Genomic DNA, 21,727 nt, shown 5'->3' with positions numbered 1-21,727 from the left:
ATGAACCTGAAAACCTTCACCGCACTCGGCCTGGCCCTGTGCGCGGGCCTCGCCCATGCCGACGCCACCCTCGACAAGATCCAGCAACGCCACGTCGTAAGCGTCGGCGTGATCCTCAGCGGTCCGCCGTTCGGCACCATTGATCCCAAGACCGGCGAACACCTGGGCTACAACGTCGAGCTGGCCAAAGGCATCGGCCAGGCGCTGGGTGTCGAGACCCAGACTGTCTCGGTGCTGGCGCCCAACCGCGTGCAGTTCCTGCAACAGGGCAAGGTCGACATTCTGATCGCCAATATGCAGTTCACCGAAGAGCGCGCCGAAATCCTCGACTACGTGCCTACGCCCTATGAAGAAGTCGGCGGCGCTGCGTTGATTCGCAAAGGCGCCGGCATCCAGCAGTGGGCCGACCTCAAGGGCCAGCCGGTGTGCGTGTCCCAGGGCAGTAACTTCATCAAGCCTTTGCAGGAGACCTACGGCGCACAGATCAAGGCGTTCCGCAGCCAATCCGAATCGCTGCTCTCGCTGCGTGGCAATGGTTGCGTGGCCGCCGTACATGTCAGCCCGACCATGCATGCGCTGCTCAGCGATGCCGAGTGGGCCGGTTATGAAATCCCGTTGCCTGGCGATTTGATCCCGTCGAAATCGGTGATCTGGATTCGCAAGGGCGAACACGACACCCAGGCCAGACTCGATGCCATCGTGAAGGGCTGGCATAAAAGCGGCTTCCTGATCGCCCTCGGCGAGCGCACCGGCATGGCACCGTCCCAGGCCTTGCGCGACCTGCATGAGCAGTTCAGCCATGAGTGATGCGCTGTTCGCCACCTTGCAACAACTGCTCGGCACGGCCCATGTACAAACCAGTGATGAGGCGGCGCACCGCCTCACCGATAAACAGGGCCGTTATAGCGGGCGGGTGGTAGCGGCGGTGCACCCAGGGAATACCGAAGAAGTTGCCGCGGTGGTGCGCGCCTGTGTGGCGTTGAAAGCGCCCATCGTGGTGCAGGGCGGCAACACCGGCCTGATGGCCGGCGCGACGCCGGATGCCAGCGGGCGCTCGGTGCTGCTGTTGCTCGACCGCATGAACCGTATACGCAATGTCGATACCGACAATGACACCCTCACGGTAGAAGCCGGCTGCATCCTGCAAAACGTCCAGGACCTGGCCCGCGAGGCCGGCCGTCTGTTTCCGTTGAGCCTGGGCGCCGAAGGCAGTTGCACCCTCGGCGGCAATCTCGGTACCAATGCCGGCGGCACCGCCGTGCTGCGCTATGGCAACACCCGTGAGCTGACCCTGGGCCTGGAGGTCGTCACCGCCGAAGGCGAGATATGGGATGGCCTGCGCGGTTTGCGCAAGGACAATACCGGCTACGACCTGCGCGACCTGTACATCGGCAGCGAAGGCACCCTTGGCATTATTACTGCCGCCACCTTGAAGCTGTTCCCGCTGCCCAAGGCCCAGGCCACCGCATTGTTGGCCTTTGACGAGCTGGCCCAGGCGGTGGCGTTCCTGTCCCACGCCCGTGCCGGTTTTGGCGCCAATCTCACCGCTTTCGAATTGCTCAGCGCCGATTGCCTGGCCTTGCTGCGCGACGAGTTCCCTGACGGTCCCCAGCCGTTCAGCAGCGCGCGCCAACCCTGGTTTGCCTTGATCGAACTCTCGGATAACCATGGCGAGAGCCATGCCCGCGAGGCCTTTGAGCGCGTGCTCGGAGAAGCCTTCGAGCACACATTGATCGCCGACGCCCTGATCGCCGAAAGCCTGGCGCAAAGCGACGCCTTGTGGCTGCTGCGCGAGAACATGAGTGAGGCGCAGAAACGTGCCGGGGGCAACATGAAGCACGACATCTCGGTGCCGATTTCTCAGGTGGTGGCCTTCGTTGCCCACACCGATGCAGTGCTCCAGGAACATTTCCCCGGCGTGCGCAACTTCACCTTTGGCCATCTGGGCGACGGCAACCTGCATTACAACGTGGCCCATCCGCTGGATTCGACGGTGGAGGCGCATATGGCCCATTACGCGCAATTGAGCGCGCTGGTGCATGACAGCGCCAACGCCCACGGCGGCTCGATCAGCGCCGAGCATGGCATCGGTCAGCGCAAGGTCGGCCTGCTCGGCCGCTATAAAAGCCCGGTGGAGCTGGACCTGATGCGCCGCATCAAGCAGGCGCTGGATCCGCACAACCTGCTCAACCCCGGCAAAGTCCTCGAGGTTCAGCCATGACCGTACGCCTGTCCCGGCGCGTGCAGCGAGTGTCGCTGTCCGCCAACGCCGCGGCCAAATCCCGCGCGACTGAATTGCGCGATGCCGGTCGCGACATCCTCGACCTCACCACCGGCGAGCCGGATTTCGACACGCCCGAGCACATCAAGCAGGCCGCCTGCGCAGCCATCGCTGCCGGCGCGACCAAATACACACCGACGCCGGGCGTTAAAGCCTTGCGCGTCGCGGTGCAGCGCAAGCTGGCCGAAGAAAACCAACTCGACTACCCGCTGGCGTCCATCGTGATCGCCAATGGCGCCAAGCAGATTATCTTCAATGCCTTCGCCGCTACCCTGGATGACGGTGATGAAGTGCTGGTGCCGACGCCGTACTGGCCGTCTTTCCCGGACAGCGTGCGTTTCAATGGCGGCGAACCGGTGTTTATCGAATGCGGCCTGGAGCAGGGCTGCAAGCTGCTGCCCGCGCAATTGGAGCAGCACATCGGCGCACGCACACGCTGGCTGATCCTCAATGGCCCCGGCAACCCCAGTGGCGCGGTGTACAGCGAAGCCGAGCTGCAGGCGCTGGCCGAGGTGCTGCGGCGTCATTCCCACGTATTGATCCTGCTGGACGAGCTGTATGAACACATCCGCTTCGATGGTCGCCCGGCGCAGAGCCTGTTGAATGTCGCGCCGGATTTGCAGGCGCGCTGCCTGCTGGTGGGCGGCGTGTCCAAGACCTACGCCATGACCGGCTGGCGCATCGGCTTTGGGGCGGGGCCGAAAACCCTCACCGACGCCATGGCGGTGGTGCAATCCCAATCCACTTCCGGCGCCTCATCGGTGGGGCAGGCGGCAGCGTTGGCGGCGTATACCGGCGGGTTGGACTTCCTCGCGGAGCAGGTCGCAGCCTATCAATTGCGCCGCGACATGCTGGTCGAGGCGCTGAAAAACATCGATGGACTGGACGTACTCGAGCCCCAAGGCGGCTTCTTCGTCTTCGTGCGTTGCGCCGGGCTGGTGGGGCGTTCTCGTCCGGACGGCCAGCGTATCGACAATGACGCCGATGTGGTGGCCTGGTTGCTGGAGGAAGGCGTGGCCGGCGTGGCGGGCAGTGCCTATGGCCTGTCGCCGTGGTTCCGCCTGTCCATCGCCACCGCGACCGACAGCGTTGCCGAAGCCGGGCGGCGTATCGTGACAGCCTGCGGAAAATTGCAATGATGGAGCTTTTCGTCGATTGGGCCGCGCGTATCGGCCTGAACTACACCTTCCTGCTCGACGCCTATCAGCGCGGCAGCCTGGTCCAGGGCGCGCTGACCACCGGCCTGCTGTGCCTGTTCACCATCCTCGGCAGCTTGCTGGCGGGGATCACGCTGGCTGCGATGCTGACCTCAGGCAACCCGTGGCTGGCCAAGCCGGCGCGGGTGTTCGTGGAAGTCACGCGCAACACGCCGACGCTGGTGCAGCTCTATTGCGCGTTCCTGGTGTTGAACATGCTGCTGACCCAGGCGGTCGGCGCGGCCAATCCGCTGACGCCGTTTGCCTGGGTGGTGATCGTGATTTCCCTGCACAAGGGCGCGTTCCATGCCGAGGCCCTGCGCGCCGGCATCGAAGCGGTGCCGGCCGTCACGCTGGAGGCCGCCAGCTCCCTGGCCTTCAGTCGCCGCCAGTTGCTGTGGAATGTGCAGTTGCCCCTGGCGCTGCGCTTTGCCTTGCCATCGCTGATCAACAACCTGATCGACCTGGTGAAGATGACCGCCGTGGCCTCCGCGATTGCGGTGGGCGACATCACCTACGCGGCGATCATGATCTGGACCCAGAGTGACAACGTGCTGGAGCTGATGCTCCTGATCCTGAGCTTTTTCGGCCTGCTGAGTTTTATCGTCAATTGTGTGGGACGCTGGCTTGAAGCGCGCCTGAGGATGCCCGGCTATGGCCATTGATTCATTTCCCGTGCTGTCGGCGTTGTGGCAATGGTCGCCGGCGCTGGTCGCAGGCTTTGGCCAGAACATTCTGATCAGCCTGCTGGCGATCGGCATTGGTTCGGTGCTGGGCCTGTTGATCGGTGCATTGGCATTGTCGCCCCTGGGCTTTGTGGCGCGGCTGTGGGTGCAGGTGTTTCGTAATGCGCCATGGCTGGTGCTGATCTACTTCACCACCTATGTGTTCCCGTTCGAGATCCGGATCGGCAGCGGCTACGTGTCGTTCCCCGACTGGGTCAAGGTCACTATCGGCCTGGCCTTGCCGGCCAGCGCCAATGTCGCGGAAATCTTCCGTGGCGCCATCGGTTCGATCCCCAGCACCCAATGGGAAGCCGCGCGGTCCCTGGCGTTCACCCGTGGCCAGCTGTTTCGCTCGATCATCCTGCCGCAGTGCTTCAAGCGCATGTTGCCGCCGTGGATGAACCTCTACGCGGTGGTCACCATGGGCACCGCGCTGGCCTCGCTGGTGGGCGTGCATGATGTGATCGACACCGCGCAGATCGCCAGCAACACCGTGAACATGACCGGCTTTACCGTGGTGATCTACCTGAGCCTGCTGGTGCTGTTCTTTGCGTACTGCTACCCGATTTCCCGCCTGACCCAACACCTGGAGCGCCGTTATGCCTTCTACTGAACCCCTGGTGAGCCTGCGGGATGTGCACTTGTCGTTCGGCGCCAACCCGGTGCTCAAGGGCATCGACCTCGACGTGCTGCGCGGCCAGGCCGTGTCGATCATCGGCCCGTCGGGCTCGGGCAAGTCCACGATCCTGCGCTGCATCACCGGGCTGTTGCAGCCCCAGCGCGGCAGCATTCGCGTGGACCAGACCCAGGTCGACAGCCTGGTCCAGGAAGCCCAGCGCATCGAGTTGCGCAAGCGCGTCGGCTTTGTGTTCCAGCAATACAACCTGTTCCCGCACTTGTCGGTGCTGGAAAACCTGGTGATCGCCCCGCGCAAGGTGCTCGGTCGCAGCCGTGCCGATGCGGAAAAAGACGCGCGGGCGCTGCTGGCCAAGGTGCGCATGGAGCACAAGGCCGATGCGTACCCGGGCCAGTTGTCCGGCGGCCAGCAGCAGCGCGTGGCGATTGCCCGCGCCCTGGCGATGCGCCCGGAGCTGATCCTGTTTGACGAAGTGACCTCGGCGCTCGACCCGGAAACCGTCGGCGAAGTGCTGACGGTGATCCGCGAGTTGACCGAAGAGGGCATGACCTGCGTGCTGGTCACCCATGAAATGCGCTTCGCCGAAGAGATCAGCGACGTCGTGTACTTCACCGAAAACGGCGTGATTGTCGAGCATGGCAGCGCCGCGCAGATCTTCCAGAACCCTGGCAACGAACGCACCCAGACGTTCCTGCGCCATGCCTTGGGCGACTCGGGGCGCCGTGGCCCCATCCACCATGACCCGTACCTGTTGACCCATTTGAGCCGTTACAGCCTGTCAGTCTGATAAGAGGAAAACCGTGATGAGCAACGCAAACCGTGCCGCCGTGATCGAGGCGTTTTTGCAGCAGATCCGCGTCATCAACCAGCGCGGCGTAGACCGTGCGGCCCTGGTGGACATCGTCGGCCTGCTGGAGCAATTGGCCGAGCGCCGCGACCTGTTCAACTTCGAGGCATTCCCCGCACCCGTGCCAGGGCAGGGCAGCAGCGCATTCCGCTATCGGCTGAACGACGACGGCGATACGCCGACCCTGTACCTCAACTCGTTGTTGCCGGGCAAAAGCACGCTCCCGCACAACCACGAAACCTGGGCGATCATCAGCGCGGTGGAAGGCCAGGAGATCAACTACGTCTATGCACGCAATGACGAAGGCCGCGAACCGGGCTTCACCACCCTCAGCCTGGAGAAAGAAGTGATCGTGCAGCCAGGCACGTCGATCTCGTTCCTCGGTGAAGACCTGCATGGCATCAAGGTTGAAGGTGAGCAGGCAACGTTGCATTTCCACCTGTATGGCTTGCCGTTGGAATCCCTCAATGGCCGCTACGGCGTGGACGCGGACGGCCGCATCCTCAACTACAACGCCTCGCAGATGGCGCCGTCTATTCGCGCTTACTGATCGCGGGGTGCAACCGGATCAAATGTGGGAGGGGGCTTGCCCCCGATGGCAGAGTGCCGGTCACCGGATGGATTAACTGACACGCCCTCATCGGGGGCAAGCCCCCCCCCCACAGTTAGTGTTGCAGTCACTTTTCTCTTAATTGTTGGGACTTCCATGAGCCAGACCATCACCCCACTTCAACTGCAGCAATGGCTGTTCGATGGGCAGGAAATCGCCGTGTTCGACGTGCGCGAGCACGGGCAATACGGCGAAGCCCACCTGTTCCATGGGGTGAACCTGCCCTATAGCCGCCTGGAGCTGGAAGTACGCCGCCTGGCGCCCAACCCGCAGGTGCGGCTGGTGATCTATGACCAGGATGGCGGCGAGGTGGCGGCGCTGGTTGCCGCGCGTTTGCAGGCGCTGGGCTACCGCCGCGTGCATGTGCTGGAGGGCGGTGCCGAGGGTTGGCAGGCGGCGGGGTTGCAGCTGTTTGCCGGTGTGCACGTACCGTCCAAGGCCTTTGGTGAGTTAGTGGAAGAGGCCAGTCACACGCCCCATGTCACTGCGCGGCAGCTGGCGGATTGGCAGGCGCGCGGCGAGCCGCTGGTGGTGCTCGACGGACGACCGTTCGAGGAGTACCGCAAGATGACCATCCCCGGTTCCATCTGCTGCCCCAACGGTGAGCTGGGCTACCGTGTACAGGACCTGGTGCCGGATGAAAGCACGCCCGTCGTTATCAACTGTGCAGGACGCACCCGCAGCATTATCGGCGCCCAGACCCTGATCAACCTGGGCCTGAAAAACCCTGTCTATGCCTTGGAAAACGGGACCCAGGGCTGGTACCTGGAAGATTTCCAGCTGGAACATGGCAGTACTCGGCGCTATGCCGATCAGGTCAGCACTGACCTGGCTCGGCAGCGCCTGGCTGCGCGGCAATTGGCAGAGCGGTCAGGGGTGGTGACGGTATCGGCGGATCAGGTTCGACAATGGGCCGAGGACGCGCAACGCAGCCTGTTCCTGTGTGATGTGCGCACCGCTGAAGAGTTTGCCCTTGGCTCGTTGCCAGGCGCGCAACATACACCGGGCGGGCAGTTGATCCAGTCCACCGACTTGTATATCGGCGTGCGCCAGGCACGCATCGTGCTGGTGGACAGCGATGGTGTGCGTGCGCCGATTGTCGCCAGTTGGCTGCGTCAACTCGGGCACGAAGCCTATGTGCTCAGCGGTGGTATCGACAGCGGCCTGGCGCTGCCGGTGTTGCCGACGGTGGCGTACGAGCCGTTGCCGCTGATCAGCGCCCAGGCCCTGGCGCTGGAATTGAGCGATGTGAACCTGATCGACCTGCGCCCGAGCATGGCCTACCGCAAGGGCCATATTGCCGGGTCCCGCTGGTCGATTCGTGCGCGGCTCAAGACCGACCATCGTCCCTTGGTGCTGGTGGCAGATGACCCGGCATTGGCGGCCTTTGCTGCCGAAGGCCTGTCGGCCAGGTTGCTTGACGGTGGCTTCGCTGCCTGGGTCTCGGCCGGCCTGCCGGTCAACCAAGATCCGCAGACACCGCCCGACGCCGAGTGCATCGACTTCCTGTTTTTCACCCACGACCGTCACAGCGGCAACAAGGACGCCGCGCGCCAGTACCTGGCCTGGGAAATCGGCCTGCTCGCACAAATGAGCGAAGCGGAAATCGCCAGCTTCAAGCCGCTGGTACCTGTGTCGCGGGTGCGCACGCGCTTGATCCATGCCGCGCGTACCGAAAAAGGCCACGGCGGCCGCGCCGTCAACGTACCCGTCACGCGCCTGAGCACCGTGCTGTTCGACAACCTGGCGCAGATGCGCGACGCCCGTGCCCGCCGCGACAGCGAACGGGTGCTCAGCTACGGCGCGCGTGGCAACCCGACCTCCCATGCGCTGGAAGACCTGGTCACCGAGCTGGAGGGCGGCTTTCGCACACGGCTCTACGGCACGGGCCTGGCGGCGGCGGCCCAGGTGTTCCTGGCCTACCTGCGCCCCGGCGATCATGTGCTGATCACCGACGCGGTGTATTCCCCGGTGCGCAAGCTGGCACGGGAATTCCTCCAGCCGTTCGGCATCGAGGTCGGCTACTTCGCACCCGATGGCAAGGGGCTGGAAGCGCAACTGCAAGCCAATACCCGGCTGGTCTACGCCGAAGTGCCGGGCTCACTGTTGTATGAGCTGTGCGATCTGCCGGCGATTGCCGCATTGTGCAAGCCTCGCGACATCCTGCTCGCCGTCGACAACACCTGGGGCTCGGGCTACCTGTACCGGCCACTGGCGTTGGGCGCGGATATTTCGATCATGGCCCTGACCAAATACCTCGGCGGCCACAGCGACGTGATGATGGGCAGTGTGTGCACCACACCAGCGGCCTGGCCGGCGCTGGGCAGGATGAGCGACACCTTCGGCAACGCGGTGAGTGCCGACGACGCCTACCTGATCCTGCGCGGCGCCCGCACCCTGGCCTCGCGCCTGGATGTGCACGAACGCCAGGCCGTGGACATCGCCCTGTGGTTGCAGGCGCAACCCCAGGTCAAGCGCGTGTTCCACCCGGCCTTGCCCGGGCATCCGGGGCATGGGTTGTGGCGCCGGGACTTCACCGGCAGCAATGGCTTGGTGTCGTTTGAACTGGTGAATGCCGAGGCCGCCTACGTCGAGCGGTTTATCGACGGCTTGCAGCTGTTCGGCCTGGGCGCTTCGTGGGGCGGCTATGAAAGCCTGGTCACCGTGGCCGACACCGGCGACCGCGACAGTGCGGCGGACCGTGGGCTGAACCCGGTGGTGCGCCTGCATATCGGTCTGGAAGATGTGGCGGCATTGATCGAGGATCTGCAACGCGGCTTTGCACGTGCCGTTCTGTGACCGACAGGTTCTGTAATAAAAACGCCATTGCGCTGGGGATTAAATTCGGGACGGGCTATTTTGGTGCATCTCAATAACTAGAGTAGCCATGGATGAAATACCAACCCTTCAGCCGCACACTGATTGCCACCGCCCTGGTGTTGACGGTCAGCGGCGTGCAAGCCGCGTCCCAGGCCCCGGTGGCCGGTGAAAATGGCATGGTGGTGACCGCCCAGCATTTGGCCACGCATGTCGGCGTGGATGTACTCAAGGCCGGCGGTAACGCGGTGGATGCCGCCGTGGCGGTCGGCTACGCGCTGGCGGTGGTGTACCCGGCGGCGGGTAACCTGGGCGGCGGCGGGTTCATGACCGTGCAACTGGCGGATGGGCGCAAGACCTTCCTCGACTTCCGCGAAAAGGCCCCGTTGGCGGCCACCGCCGATATGTACCTGGACAAGGCCGGCAATGTGGTCGAAGGCCTGAGTGCCAAGGGGCACCTGGCGGTCGGCGTGCCCGGCACCGTGTCCGGCATGGAGCTGGCCCTGAGCAAGTACGGCACCCTCAAGCGCGCCCAGGTGATTGCCCCGGCGATCAAGCTGGCGGAAAACGGCTTTGCCCTGGAGCAGGGCGATATCGACCTGCTGCACACCGCCACCGGTGAGTTCGAAAAAGACAAGGATATGCGCGGGATCTTCCTGCACAACGGCCAGCCGCTGCAGGTCGGCCAGAAGCTGGTGCAGAAAGACCTGGCCAGGACCCTCAAGGAAATCTCCGCCAAGGGCAGCGACGGTTTCTATAAGGGTTGGGTCGCCAAGGCCCTGGTGGATTCCAGCCAGGCCGGCAAGGGCATCATCACCCAGGCCGACTTGGACAAGTACAAGACCCGCGAACTGGCGCCCATCGAGTGCGACTACCGCGGCTACCACGTAGTCTCGGCACCGCCGCCAAGTTCGGGCGGCGTGGTGATCTGCCAGATCATGAACATCCTCGAAGGCTACCCGATGGCCGACCTCGGCTATCACTCGGCCCAGGGCCTGCACTACCAGATCGAAGCCATGCGCCACGCCTACGTGGACCGTAACAGCTACCTGGGCGATCCGGATTTCGTGAAGAACCCGATCGAGCATCTGCTGGACAAGAACTACGCGGCCAAGCTGCGTGACGCCATCGAGCCGCAGAAGGCCGGGGATTCCCAGGCGATCAAACCCGGTGTGTCGCCCCATGAAGGCAACAACACCACCCACTATTCCATCGTCGACAAGTGGGGCAACGCGGTCTCGGTGACCTACACCCTCAACGACTGGTTCGGTGCGGGCGTGATGGCGAGCAAGACCGGGGTGATCCTCAACGATGAAATGGACGACTTCACCGTCAAGGTCGGGGTGCCGAACATGTACGGCCTGGTCCAGGGTGAAGCCAACGCCATCGCACCGGGCAAGGCGCCGCTGTCGTCGATGAGCCCGACCATCGTGACCAAGGACGGCAAGGCCGTGATGGTCGTAGGTACGCCGGGCGGCAGCCGCATCATTACCGCGACCCTGCTGACCATCCTGAATGTCATCGACTACAAGATGAATATCCAGGAAGCCGTGGACGCGCCGCGTTTCCACCAGCAATGGATGCCGGAAACCACCAACCTGGAGACCTTCGCGGTCAGCCCGGACACCCAGAAGATTCTGGAAAGCTGGGGCCACAAGTTTGCCGGGCCGCAGGATGCCAACCACTTGGCGGCGATCCTGGTGGGGGCACCGTCCCTGGAGGGTAAGCCGGTGGGCAACAACCGCTTCTATGGCGCGAATGACCCGCGTCGTAATACCGGCCTGTCGCTGGGCTACTAACCCCCCCTAAAACCAAACACCGCGTCCTGTCTGGCAGGCTGCGGTGTTTTTATTGGGGTGGCTTCGCCACCCAGCGCGGGGCAAGCCCGCTCACTACAACAGCTGTTCTACCGCAGCAAAGGCGGCGGTGCGGCGCTCCTCCCAACTCCCCCTGATGATCACCACCGCCTGTCGATGCGCCTGCATCCACGCCAGGCTGTCCTGGAAAAACGCCTGGCGGTCGGCCAGTTCCGGTTGGCAGCGCTGCCCGTCGGCGGTCCATTCCACATCATCCGGCGACAGCAGCAGGTGCAGGTCGTAGTGACGCGCCAGCAGTTCGTCGTCGAGCCATGCCGGGTAGTCTCCGAACAGGGTCTGGCTCCAGAGTTTGTTGGTCAGCAGGTGCGTGTCGAGGACCAGCAGGCGCGGCTGCCGGGCGCGGGCGGCATCTTCCCAGGACAGTTGGCCGTGGGCGATGGCCGGGATATCCGCCAGGCTGGTGTCGCGCTGGTGGCGGTCCATGAAATCGCGCACGTATTCACGCACCATCAGCCCACCGAAATGCGCGTGCAACTCGGCAGCCAGCCAGCTTTTACCGCTGGATTCGGGGCCGGCCAGTACCACCACCTTCATGGTTGCAACGCCGGGTCGGCGCGCCATTCACGCCAGCCTTGCACGGCGATCACGGTGAACAGGGCATAGAGCGCAGCGGTGAGGTACAAGCCTTTGTAGAGGAACAGCCCGACAAAAATCACGTCCACGGCAATCCACAGCGGCCAGCATTGCACGCGTTTCTGCGCCATCCACATTTGCGCCACCAGGCTGAAACCGGTGAGGGCGGCATCCAGCCAGGGTTGCGCGGCGTCGGTCCAGTGCGCCATCGCAGCGCCCAGCAGCAGGCTGCCGACCGCACCGATGGTCATGCTGATCATGATTGCCGGCCAACCCAGGCGGGTGACCTGGCGCCCTTGCCTGACCTCGCCGGCGCGGGTCCACTGCCACCAGCCGTAGACTTGCAGGGCGGCGTAGACCACTTGCAGCAGCATGTCGGAATAGAGCTTCACGTCATAGAACACCCAGGTGTACAGCAACACCATCACCAGGCCGATGGGCCAGCACCAGGGGTTTTGCTTGACCGTCAGCCAGACAGCGATCACCCCCAGGGCGGCGGCGAACAGTTCAAGCCCGGACATGGCGGTTCCTTGGGAGAGTGGGAGAGGGCGGGGATTGTAACCAGAGGCCAGCAATCTTCAAAACACAGTAAGGCAAATGTGGGAGAGGGCTTGCCCCGATAGCGGAGGGTCAGCTGCACATATGCAGACTGATGTATCGCCATCGGGGTGTAGCCCCCTCCCACATTTGGAGCAGTGTTAGACCTTGAACTGGCGCAAGAGGCCGTCGAGCTGCTCGCTCAGCCCGCGTAAATGCACGCTGGCCACGTTGGACTGCTCGGCCGCCATTGCGGTGCTGTGGGACAGGCTCGCAGCCTGGGTGACGTTCTGGTTGATGTCTTCCACCACATGGGCCTGTTGCAGGGTGGCGCTGGCAATCGAGGCATTCAAACCGTTGAGGTTGTGCAGCGCCTGGCCGATGGCGGTAAGGCTGGCACCGGCCTGGCCGGCTTGTTCGATGGTCAGTTGCGAGGCGCTGTGGCTGTCGCTGATCACCTTGACCGCGGCTTCCGAGTGACCTTGCAGGCGCTCGATCATCGCCTGGATCTCGGCGGTGGATTTTTGCGTGCGCTGGGCCAGCAGGCGGACTTCATCGGCCACCACGGCAAAACCACGGCCTTGTTCCCCGGCGCGCGCCGCTTCGATGGCGGCGTTGAGGGCCAGCAGGTTGGTCTGGTCGGCGATGGAGCGGATCACTTCCAACACGCCACCGATCTGCGTGCTTTCGCTGGACAAGGTGCGGATCACTTCCACGGCCTGGCTGATGGTGGTGGAGAGCTGGTCGATCTGCTGCAGGCTGCTGTCGATATTGACCTGGCCTTGCTGCGCCTGGGCCTGGGCATCGCGCATTTCGCTGGCGGCGTGTTCGGCGTTCTTGGCCACGTCCTGCACGCCGTAGGTGACTTCATTGATGGCGGTGGCCACCAGTTCCATCTGCTGGGACTGCTGCTGGCTGCGGTCGTGGGCCTGGGTCGCGTTGTTGCCCAGTTCCGTGGAGGACTGGCCCAGGGCGTTGGCGCACACCTGCAACTGGCTGACGACCTGGCGCAGCTTGGCCGTGAAGGTGTTGAAGTGCTGGGACAGCTGGGTGACTTCGTCGCGGCCGTGGGTGTCGAGGCTGCGGGTCAGGTCGCTTTCGCCGCTGGCGATGTTGCCCATGGCGTTCACCGCATCCTGCAGGGGGCGCACGATGCTGCGGGCAATCAGCGATACGAGCAGGGCCATCACCAGTGCGATGCCGAGGACGATAAGCGAGGCCTTCCACACTTGGCTGTTGAACTCGGCCTGCACATCGTCCACGTACACGCCGGAGCCGATGATCCAGCCCCACGGCTCGAACAACTGGATATACGAGGTTTTCGCCACCGGCGCCTCCGCGCCTGGCTTCGGCCAGCGGTAGTTGATGATGCCGGCCCCCTTGGCCTTGGCCAGGATCACGAACTCGTTGAACACGGCAAACCCGTCGGGATCGCGGATGGCCGAGAGGTTCTGGCCGTCCAGCTTGGGGTTGGCCGGGTGCATGATCATCACGGGGGTGAGGTCATTGATCCAGAAATAGTCGTCGTGGTCATAGCGCAAGCCGCGCACCGCGCTCAGGGCTTGTTTTTGCGCCGCTTCGCGGGTCATAACCCCGGTGGTTTCGAGGCTGTGATAAAACGTCAGGATCCCGCTGGCGGTCTGGACCACGTGCTGGGTCTGCTGGCGCTTGGCCTGGTACAGGTCGTCGTGGATCTGCTTGAGCATCAGCAAACCCAGGGCCATCAGCATCAGCACGGCGACGATCAGGATCATCCAGAGGCGTCGGCTGATCGACATATTGCGCAAACTGTTCATCGTCCTGTCACTCCGGGCTTTTTATAATTGTGGGCGTCGCATCGACTTTTACGCCTCGTCTGATAGGCTTTCGGCCTGAAATCGCAAAACCTGAGTACTGCCTGATTTTTCACAGAATTTTTGCAGACCGGCATTGACCATGGTCAACACCGGGCACTTGAGTGCGCTCGTCAGTGAACCATTAAAAGATTGATAAGGCATGCCACCGCGCATGACCTTTGGGGGAAGCATGGATTTTTGGACCGCCATTCAGGCATTGATTCTTGGCGTCGTGGAGGGGCTTACCGAGTTCCTGCCGATCTCCAGCACCGGACACCAGATTATCGTCGCCGATTTGCTCGACTTCGGCGGCGAACGCGCCATGGCGTTCAACATCATCATCCAGCTGGGCGCCATCCTCGCGGTGGTCTGGGAATTCCGGCGCAAGATCCTCGATGTGGTCACCGGCTTGCCGACCCAGCGCAACGCCCAACGCTTCACGGTCAACCTGCTGATCGCGTTCCTGCCCGCCGTGGTGCTGGGGGTGATCTTTGCCGACCTGATCCACCATTACCTGTTCAACCCGATCACCGTGGCCGCCGCGTTGGTGATCGGCGGCATCGTCATGCTGTGGGCCGAGCGCCGCGAGCATGAAGTGCACGCCGAAAGCGTCGATGACATCACCTGGAAAGACGCGCTCAAGGTCGGTTTTGCCCAGTGCCTGGCGATGATCCCGGGTACGTCGCGCTCCGGCTCGACCATCATTGGCGGCCTGCTGTTCGGCCTGTCGCGCAAGACCGCCACCGAGTTTTCGTTCTTCCTGGCCATGCCGACCATGGTCGGTGCGGCGGTGTACTCGGGCTACAAATACCGCGACCTGTTCCAGCCGGCGGACCTGCCGGTGTTCGCCATCGGCTTCGTCACCTCGTTCATCTTCGCGATGATCGCGGTCAAGGGCTTGCTCAAGTTCATCGCCAGCCATAGCTACGCGGCGTTCGCCTGGTACCGCATTGCGTTCGGCCTGCTGATCCTGGCGACCTGGCAATTCGGCTGGATCGACTGGGCAGCGGCCAAGGCATGATGATTCAGCATCCGCGCTTGAAAGCGGCGATCTTTGTGCTGCTGTGCGCGGCGCCGCTGGTGGGGTCGGTATTGGTGTGGCAACGCGGCGAAACCGTGATTCCGCTGGTGGCCTATGGGGTGGTCAGCGTGATCGCGTTTTTCCTGTATTGGAGCGACAAGCGCAAGGCTCGCACCGACAGTTGGCGCACCCCTGAGAACATCCTCCACGCCGTGGAACTGGCGGGCGGCTGGCCGGGGGCGCTGATTGCCCAGCAGGTGTTCCGGCACAAGACGCGCAAGGTGTCTTACCAGGTGCTGTTCTGGGTGATCGTGCTGTTGCACCAGGTGTTCTGGCTGGACCAGTTGTTCCTCGGTGGCACGCTACTGTCCGTTCTCTAGCAGCAACCCCACCTGTGTGCGCTTGGGCAATTTGCTCACCACCAACTGGTGGGAGCGCTGCAACAGGCTACGCAGTTCCTCGGCCCCCAGCGGGTAGGGCGTGTTCATGATGATCCACTGCGCGCGTGCCAGGTACGGCGCCGGGTGGATGCCGGGACGGTCCACATGGCCGAGGAACAAGTCCTTGTCGACCTTGAACGCCAGCGAGTCGCCGCGCAGGTTTTGCAGGGCAAACATCTTGTTGCCTGCTATCGAGAACACCCGCACGCCACCCCATTTGTAGTCTTCCCGCGCGCCGGGCAGGCTCAGGCAGAACGTTGCGACCTGTGCTTCGGTCATTTTCATAGCAGGCGGTCTCCGCAGCTTTTGAAGCCTTCTTCCAGGTAATCGATCCAGGCGCGAATCGCCGGCAGCACGCCACGGCGATGCGGGTAGACGGCCTGCAGCCAGCCGCCCGGCAACGACCATTCCGGCAGCAATTGTACGAGCCGGCCGCTGGCCAGTTCTTCTTCGCAGTACATCATCGGCAGCACGGTAAAGCCCAGGCCCATGATGGCGCTGGCCTTGCGTACGTTGAAGTCATCGACGCCCAGGCGCGCTTCCATCACCAGGTCGTGGGGGTTGCCTTCGGGATCGAGGATGCGTTGGTGCACCATGCGGTCTGCTTCCAGCGCGCCGAGTATCGGCAGTTGCTTGAGGTCGTCGAGGCTGTTGATGTGCCGACCGTGCAAAAAGTTCGGGCTGGCGACCAGGGCCGTCTGGGCGGGGCGCAGGCGCTTGGTGACCAGCAGCGGGTCTTCATCGCCGAGTTCGCGCACGCGCAGCGCCACATCGATGCCTTCGGCTACCAGGTCGACACGGCGGTTGACCAGGGTCATCTCCAACTGCACCTGGGGGTGGGCAGCCAGGAAACCCGCAACCACATCCGGCATCATGTTTTGCGCCAGGCCCACCGGACACGTCACCCTCAGCCGCCCACGGGGTTCGCTGGACATGCTGGCGACGGCCTCGTCGGCCATTTCCGCTTCCAGTAACATCGCCTGGCAGTGGCGCAGGTAGCGCTCGCCGACGGCGGTCAGGGTCAGTTGCCGCGTGGTGCGTTGCAGCAGGCGCGCGCCGAGGCGCTCTTCCAGCTCGGCAATGCGCCGCGACAGCCGCGACTTGGGAATGCCCAACAGCCGCCCGGCCGCCGCAAAGCCGCCGGCTTCGACGACTTTGGCAAAATAGTAGAGGTCGTTGAGGTCTTGCATGGTCAGCCTATTGTCCTGTCAGTGGGACAAACTATCGCATTTCAGGCGTCTTATCGACTATTGGTTTCATGCGTAGCATCCCCTCCATCTGATCGCCACTGTCGATCCCACACTCGGAGATCCACCATGAAACTGTTGCACATCGATTCCAGTATCCTCGGCGACAACTCGGCTTCCCGGCAGCTCAGCGCTGGCGTGGTCAAGGCCTGGCAAGCGGCCGAGCCAGGTGTGGAAGTGACCTACCGTGACCTCGCCAGCGAAGGCATCAACCACTTCTCCGGCGCGACCCTGGGCGCCCTGGGCACCGCCGCCGAACTGCGTGACGCCGCACAACAGCACGAGGCCGACCTGAGCGCCAACAGCCTGGCCGAATTCCTCGCCGCCGACGCCGTGGTGATCGGTGCGCCGATGTACAACTTCACCATTCCAACCCAGTTGAAAGCCTGGATCGACCGCATCGCCGTTGCCGGCCAGACCTTCCGTTACACCGAAGCGGGCCCTGAAGGCCTGTGCGGTAACAAGAAAGTCATCATTGTGTCCACCTCCGGCGGCATGCATGTCGGCCAGGCAACCGGTGTGGCCCACGAGGAATACCTCAAGGTGATGCTGGGCTTCCTCGGCATTACCGACATCGAATTCGTCCGCGCCCATGGCCTGGCCTACGGTGATGAAGTGCGCAGCAAATCCCTGAGCGACGCCAACGTGCTCATCAACGAACAATTGTTCGCAGCTGCGTAAGGCTTGTGTAAATTTCGCCTCTGCTCGGTTTCAATCCGAAGCCGGGCGCCTAAACTCTGTATTCTTGTCGCCTGAAACGACCGGAGTACGGAGTTTTTTCGTTTACCCGCGGTCATTACTTTGGCCCAGGTTATGCACGCATGGGTTTATCACCCGATGCGAGTGCCTTGAACCATGGACTTTTCATATAGACATGCCGCGGGTGTTGAACGTGGTCACGCAGCAAAGGTGGACATCCTCATGATGCGTCTTTGTGCTGTTATGGTTCTTTCCCTGCTCGGCGGCCTGATTTCAGTGCACGCCGCGCCCGCGCCACACCCCCATTGGAGTGTGGGCTTCCACCGCATGAGCTTTCTCGACCCGCTGGACCTGCAGCCGATGAAAGCCGTGGCCTTCTACCCGTCCACCGACGATGAACACAGCACGCAACTGGGTCCCTACCACGTCGCCGCCAGCGAAGATTCCAAGATCGCCATTGGCCGCTTTCCGATGTTGATGCTGTCCCATGGCAACACCGGTACGCCGCTGGCCCTGCATGACCTGGCCACCTCCCTGGCGCGCAAAGGCTTTGTGGTGGTCGCGGTGTTGCATCCCGGCGATAACTATAAGGACCACAGCCGCCTGGGCACGGTGAGTAACCTGTACGGCCGGCCGATCCAGATTTCCGAAGCGATCACCGCGACCCTGGCCGACCCGATGCTGTCGCCGTTCGTCAACGTCGATCAGGTGGGTGTTATCGGCTATTCGGCCGGTGGCGAAACCGCGTTGATCCTGGCGGGAGCCAAGCCGGACTTCGACCGCCTGCGCCGCTATTGCCAGGAACGCCCCGAAGATCGTGATGCCTGCACCACCAAGGGCGAACTGGTGGTGGACCGTGACGACCTGCAACCGCAATCCGACCCGCGCATTCATGCCTTGATGTTGATGGCGCCGTTGAGCCTGATGTTCGGCCGCCACACCCTGGCCGACGTGCATGTGCCGGTGCTGCTCTACAGCGGCGATGGCGACAAGCTGGTGGCGGTCGACAAGAATGCCGCCGCCCTGGCACGCAAACTGCCGGAGCCACCGGACTTCAAGCTGCTGGCGGGGGCAGGGCACTTCGTGTTCATGGCGCCGTGCGACAGCGACCAACTGGCCGCGATGCCGGCCATCTGCACCGATGCGGACGGCGTCGACCGTGAAGGCATCCACCGCGACCTGATCTCCGAGGCCGGGCGTTTTTTCACCCATACCCTCGGCCAGGCTACCCGCGCCGGCTTGCAGACCGCCGATCAGTAAGCGCGGCGCTTGAGCAGCAAGGTCACGCCCAGCGCCGTGACCGATAACAGCGCTGCGCAGAAGAAAATCCAGCTGTAACCCAGGTTCAGCGCCACGGCGCCCATCAACGGCCCGGCAATCGCCAGGGCCAGGTCGAAAAACACCGCATAGGCACTCAGGCCGGCACCGCGGCTGCTGTTGGGCACCTGCTTGATGGCCTCAACGCCCAGCGCCGGGTACACCAGCGACAAGCCAAAGCCGGTCAGCCCTGCACCGATCAAGGCTACGCCGGTGGACGGTGCCAGCCATAGCAGTGTCAGGCCCAGGGTCTCGATGATCATGCAGGCAATCGCCGCCCTGAAGCCGCCAAACCGGCTGATCGCGGAGATGAACAGCAGCCGCGAGAGGATAAAACATACGCCAAACACCGTGAGGCAGTACGCCGCGCCGGCCCAGCCGCGATTGAGGTAATACAGGGTGATAAAGGTGGTCAGGGTGCCGTAGCCGATGGAGGCCAGGCACAGGCTGGCACCAAAGGGTGCGATGCGCCCGAACACCGCCCAGAACGGCAGGCGCTCGCCACGCACCACCGGCACCGAGGGTTTGTTGCGGATCAGCATCAGGCCCAGCGCCGCCAACACCGACAGCGCGATACCCAGGCTGGTGTAGCCATATTCGGCGACCATCACCACCCCGAGCGGCGCGCCGATGGCGATGGCACCGTAGGAGGCAATGCCATTCCACGAAATCGACCGCGCCGTGTGCTCCGCCCCGACCTGGCCCATGCACCAACTGATGGTGCCCACGCCGATCAGACCCTGGGCCACGCCCAGTAACAGCCGGCCGACGATCAGAATCCCCAGGCTCAGGCTGGGCAGGCTGTCCACCAGGGTGGCGAAGAACGTCAATACACCGCTGACCAGGATGCCCGCCAGCCCCAGCACAATCGCGCGCTTGGTGCCGACGTTGTCGGACATGCGCCCGGCCATGGGGCGGCTGAGCAGGGTTGCCAGGTACTGCGAGCCGATGGTAATCCCGGCCACCACCGCGCTGAAGCCCAGTTGCTCATGGACATAGCCCGGGATTACCGCAATCGGCAGGCCGATGCAGATAAAGGCGATGAAGGTGTAGAACACGATGGAGACGATCTGCAGGGTGATCGACAGGGAGGAGGGGGCGGCGTTGGACATGGGCACTCGTTCGCGGGCGGGCGGTGAATGCATCATGGCAAGGGCTTGGGGGAAAAGGAAGCAGGCTAACTACTTTGGCTGAGAAACCGGCCTACTGTGGCGAGCGGGCTTTTGTGGTGAGCAGGCTTGTTGTGGTGAACGGGCTTTTGTGGTGAGCGGGCTTGCCCCGCGCTGGGCTGCGCAGCAGCCCTGAAAACGAACACCGCGTTTTGCCTGGCAGAATGCGGTGTTTTTTATTGGGGCTGCTGCGCAGCCCAGCGCGGGGCAAGCCCGCTCACCACAAAAGCCTGCTCACCACAAAAGCCCGTTCACCACAAAAGCCCGTTCACCACAACGAGCCTGTTCCCCAGGGTTTCACGTCGCTACTGTTAGAACACCACGCCCTGGCTGCGCAGGTAATCGTCGTAGGTGCCGCTGAAGTCGATCACGCCGTTGGCGCTCAACTCGATGATGCGGGTGGCCAGGGACGATACGAACTCACGGTCATGGCTGACGAAAATCAGCGTGCCCGGGTAGTTCTCCAGCGCCAGGTTCAGCGCCTCGATGGATTCCATGTCCAAGTGGTTGGTCGGTTCGTCCATGATCAGCACGTTCGGCTTTTGCAGGATCAGCTTGCCGAACAGCATGCGGCCTTGCTCACCACCGGAGATCACCTTGACGGACTTCTGGATTTCATCGTTGGAGAACAGCATACGACCCAGGGTGCCACGGATCATTTGCTCGCCTTGGGTCCACTGGCCCATCCAGTCGAACAGTGTGACGTCGTCTTCGAAGTCGTGGGCGTGGTCCTGGGCGTAGTAGCCCAGTTCCGCGGCGTCGGTCCACTTGATGCTGCCGGCATCCGGGGTCAGTTCGTTGACCAGGGTGCGCAGCAGGGTGGTCTTGCCGATACCGTTCGGGCCGATGATCGCCACGCGCTCGCCGGCTTCGATCTGGAAGCTGAAGTCCTTGAACAGCGGCTTGCCGTCGAAACCTTTGGCCATGCGCTCGACGATGACCGCCTGGCGATGCAGCTTCTTGTTCTGTTCGAAACGGATGAACGGGCTCACACGGCTCGAAGGCTTGACCTCGGCCAGTTGGATCTTGTCGATCGCCTTGGCGCGGGAAGTGGCCTGCTTGGCTTTCGAGGCGTTGGCCGAGAAGCGGCTGACGAAGGACTGCAGCTCGGAGATCTGCGCTTTCTTCTTGGCGTTGTCCGACAGCAGTTGCTCGCGGGACTGGGTCGCCACGGTCATGTACTCGTCGTAGTTGCCCGGGAACAGGCGCAGCTCGCCGTAGTCCAGGTCAGCCATGTGGGTGCACACGCTGTTCAGGAAGTGACGGTCGTGAGAGATGATGATCATCAGGCTGGAGCGCTGGGTCAGGATGTTTTCCAGCCAGCGGATGGTGTTGATGTCCAGGTGGTTGGTCGGTTCGTCGAGCAACAGCACTTCCGGGTCCGAGAACAGCGCCTGGGCCAGCAACACACGCAGTTTCCAGCCGGGGGAGACTTCGCTCATCGGGCCGAAATGCTGTTCCAGGGGAATACCCAGGCCCAGCAGCAGTTCACCGGCACGGGATTCGGCGGTGTAGCCGTCCATCTCGGCGAATTCGGTTTCCAGCTCGGCCACGGCCATGCCGTCGTCTTCGCTCATTTCCGGAAGCGAGTAGATACGGTCGCGCTCGGCCTTGACCTTCCACAGCTCCTCGTGGCCCATGATCACGGTGTCGAGCACGGTGAATTCTTCGTAGGCGAACTGGTCCTGGCGCAGCTTGCCCAGGCGCACATTCGGCTCCAGCATGACCTGGCCGCCGGACGGATCGAGGTCGCCGCCGAGGATTTTCATGAAGGTCGACTTGCCGCAACCGTTGGCACCGATCAGACCATACCGGTTGCCGGCGCCGAACTTGACCGAGACGTTCTCAAAGAGCGGCTTGGCGCCGAACTGCATGGTGATGTTAGCTGTGGAGATCAAT

At 63.2% G+C, this 21,727-nt stretch carries 20 protein-coding genes; 13 read left to right on the top strand and 7 right to left on the bottom strand.

Translation table 11 applies throughout. The annotated features are described in order from the left end of the window. The 9 genes from J1N02_RS31420 to ggt all read left to right on the top strand — a co-directional run bounded on the left by J1N02_RS31420 (position 1) and on the right by ggt (position 10,912). Entirely contained in the window at positions 1-807 is an 807-nt protein-coding gene (locus J1N02_RS31420; protein ID WP_414887258.1) for a transporter substrate-binding domain-containing protein, read from the top strand. Continuing rightward, the gene (locus J1N02_RS31415; RefSeq protein WP_414887257.1) at positions 800-2,221 is read left to right on the top strand and encodes an FAD-binding oxidoreductase; all 1,422 of its coding nucleotides are present in this window, start codon (positions 800-802) and stop codon (positions 2,219-2,221) included. The genes J1N02_RS31420 and J1N02_RS31415 overlap by 8 nt, the downstream gene beginning before the upstream one ends. After that, positions 2,218-3,420 (top strand): aminotransferase class I/II-fold pyridoxal phosphate-dependent enzyme, encoded by a 1,203-nt coding sequence (locus tag J1N02_RS31410; protein ID WP_092359421.1) that lies wholly within the window; start codon positions 2,218-2,220, stop codon positions 3,418-3,420. The genes J1N02_RS31415 and J1N02_RS31410 overlap by 4 nt, the downstream gene beginning before the upstream one ends. Then, positions 3,417-4,142 (top strand): amino acid ABC transporter permease, encoded by a 726-nt coding sequence (locus tag J1N02_RS31405; protein ID WP_027607919.1) that lies wholly within the window; start codon positions 3,417-3,419, stop codon positions 4,140-4,142. The genes J1N02_RS31410 and J1N02_RS31405 overlap by 4 nt, the downstream gene beginning before the upstream one ends. Further along, complete coding sequence (locus J1N02_RS31400; protein ID WP_027607918.1) at positions 4,132-4,815, top strand: amino acid ABC transporter permease; 684 nt, start codon at positions 4,132-4,134, stop codon at positions 4,813-4,815. Before J1N02_RS31405 ends, J1N02_RS31400 begins: the two co-directional genes overlap by 11 nt. Continuing rightward, positions 4,802-5,626: an amino acid ABC transporter ATP-binding protein gene (locus J1N02_RS31395; protein WP_027607917.1), complete on the top strand. Its 825-nt coding sequence runs from the start codon at positions 4,802-4,804 to the stop codon at positions 5,624-5,626. Before J1N02_RS31400 ends, J1N02_RS31395 begins: the two co-directional genes overlap by 14 nt. Positions 5,627-5,642: 16 nt before the next feature. After that, on the top strand, positions 5,643-6,236 hold the full coding sequence (locus tag J1N02_RS31390; protein ID WP_414887256.1) for a cysteine dioxygenase: 594 nt from the start codon (positions 5,643-5,645) through the stop codon (positions 6,234-6,236). A 156-nt stretch (positions 6,237-6,392) separates the two neighbouring features. Continuing rightward, positions 6,393-9,095 (top strand): cystathionine beta-lyase, encoded by a 2,703-nt coding sequence (metC, locus tag J1N02_RS31385; protein WP_414887255.1) that lies wholly within the window; start codon positions 6,393-6,395, stop codon positions 9,093-9,095. A gap of 92 nt (positions 9,096-9,187) precedes the next feature. After that, positions 9,188-10,912 carry a gamma-glutamyltransferase gene (gene ggt / locus J1N02_RS31380; protein ID WP_414887254.1) on the top strand — a complete coding sequence of 575 codons (1,725 nt, stop codon included), beginning with the start codon at positions 9,188-9,190 and terminating at the stop codon, positions 10,910-10,912. Between the two features lie 93 nt (positions 10,913-11,005). Here the strand turns inward: ggt and J1N02_RS31375 are convergent, their stop codons facing one another. From J1N02_RS31375 to J1N02_RS31365, 3 genes are all read right to left on the bottom strand, one after another. Continuing rightward, positions 11,006-11,524, bottom strand: coding sequence for an AAA family ATPase (locus J1N02_RS31375; RefSeq protein ID WP_027607913.1), 519 nt, complete (start codon positions 11,522-11,524; stop codon positions 11,006-11,008). Further along, on the bottom strand, positions 11,521-12,084 hold the full coding sequence (gene pnuC / locus J1N02_RS31370; RefSeq protein WP_414887253.1) for a nicotinamide riboside transporter PnuC: 564 nt from the start codon (positions 12,082-12,084) through the stop codon (positions 11,521-11,523). The genes J1N02_RS31375 and pnuC overlap by 4 nt, the downstream gene beginning before the upstream one ends. 177 nt (positions 12,085-12,261) lie before the next feature. Continuing rightward, entirely contained in the window at positions 12,262-13,896 is a 1,635-nt protein-coding gene (locus tag J1N02_RS31365; RefSeq protein ID WP_027607911.1) for a methyl-accepting chemotaxis protein, read from the bottom strand. A gap of 229 nt (positions 13,897-14,125) precedes the next feature. On the opposite strand from J1N02_RS31365, the gene J1N02_RS31360 reads away from it, so the two are divergent. Together J1N02_RS31360 and J1N02_RS31355 are read left to right on the top strand one after the other, a co-directional pair. After that, positions 14,126-14,956 carry an undecaprenyl-diphosphate phosphatase gene (locus J1N02_RS31360; RefSeq protein WP_027607910.1) on the top strand — a complete coding sequence of 277 codons (831 nt, stop codon included), beginning with the start codon at positions 14,126-14,128 and terminating at the stop codon, positions 14,954-14,956. Then, complete coding sequence (locus J1N02_RS31355; protein ID WP_092359431.1) at positions 14,953-15,336, top strand: DUF1294 domain-containing protein; 384 nt, start codon at positions 14,953-14,955, stop codon at positions 15,334-15,336. The genes J1N02_RS31360 and J1N02_RS31355 overlap by 4 nt, the downstream gene beginning before the upstream one ends. On the opposite strand, the gene J1N02_RS31350 is transcribed toward J1N02_RS31355, so the two are convergent. Then, positions 15,319-15,681 (bottom strand): MmcQ/YjbR family DNA-binding protein, encoded by a 363-nt coding sequence (locus J1N02_RS31350; RefSeq protein ID WP_065941321.1) that lies wholly within the window; start codon positions 15,679-15,681, stop codon positions 15,319-15,321. The two genes, J1N02_RS31355 and J1N02_RS31350, sit on opposite strands and share 18 nt — an antisense overlap. Further along, a complete protein-coding gene (locus J1N02_RS31345; RefSeq protein WP_027607907.1) occupies positions 15,678-16,586 on the bottom strand; it encodes a LysR substrate-binding domain-containing protein in 909 nt (302 codons plus the stop codon). Before J1N02_RS31345 ends, J1N02_RS31350 begins: the two co-directional genes overlap by 4 nt. Before the next feature lie 126 nt (positions 16,587-16,712). On the opposite strand from J1N02_RS31345, the gene J1N02_RS31340 reads away from it, so the two are divergent. Together J1N02_RS31340 and J1N02_RS31335 are read left to right on the top strand one after the other, a co-directional pair. Further along, positions 16,713-17,324 carry an FMN-dependent NADH-azoreductase gene (locus J1N02_RS31340; RefSeq protein ID WP_027607906.1) on the top strand — a complete coding sequence of 204 codons (612 nt, stop codon included), beginning with the start codon at positions 16,713-16,715 and terminating at the stop codon, positions 17,322-17,324. Between the two features lie 240 nt (positions 17,325-17,564). Beyond that, on the top strand, positions 17,565-18,602 hold the full coding sequence (locus tag J1N02_RS31335; protein ID WP_027607905.1) for an alpha/beta hydrolase family protein: 1,038 nt from the start codon (positions 17,565-17,567) through the stop codon (positions 18,600-18,602). Here J1N02_RS31335 and J1N02_RS31330 read toward each other — a convergent pair. Further along, entirely contained in the window at positions 18,596-19,771 is a 1,176-nt protein-coding gene (locus tag J1N02_RS31330; protein WP_027607904.1) for an MFS transporter, read from the bottom strand. The two genes, J1N02_RS31335 and J1N02_RS31330, sit on opposite strands and share 7 nt — an antisense overlap. 368 nt (positions 19,772-20,139) lie before the next feature. Beyond that, entirely contained in the window at positions 20,140-21,726 is a 1,587-nt protein-coding gene (locus J1N02_RS31325; protein ID WP_027607903.1) for an ABC-F family ATPase, read from the bottom strand. Position 21,727 lies beyond the last annotated feature (1 nt).

This window comes from Pseudomonas sp. NFX5 (assembly GCF_049132125.1).
Taxonomy (GTDB): domain Bacteria; phylum Pseudomonadota; class Gammaproteobacteria; order Pseudomonadales; family Pseudomonadaceae; genus Aquipseudomonas; species Aquipseudomonas marginalis.
Note: the sequence above shows the minus strand (reverse complement) of the source record. Positions and strands in the feature narration are given on the sequence as shown.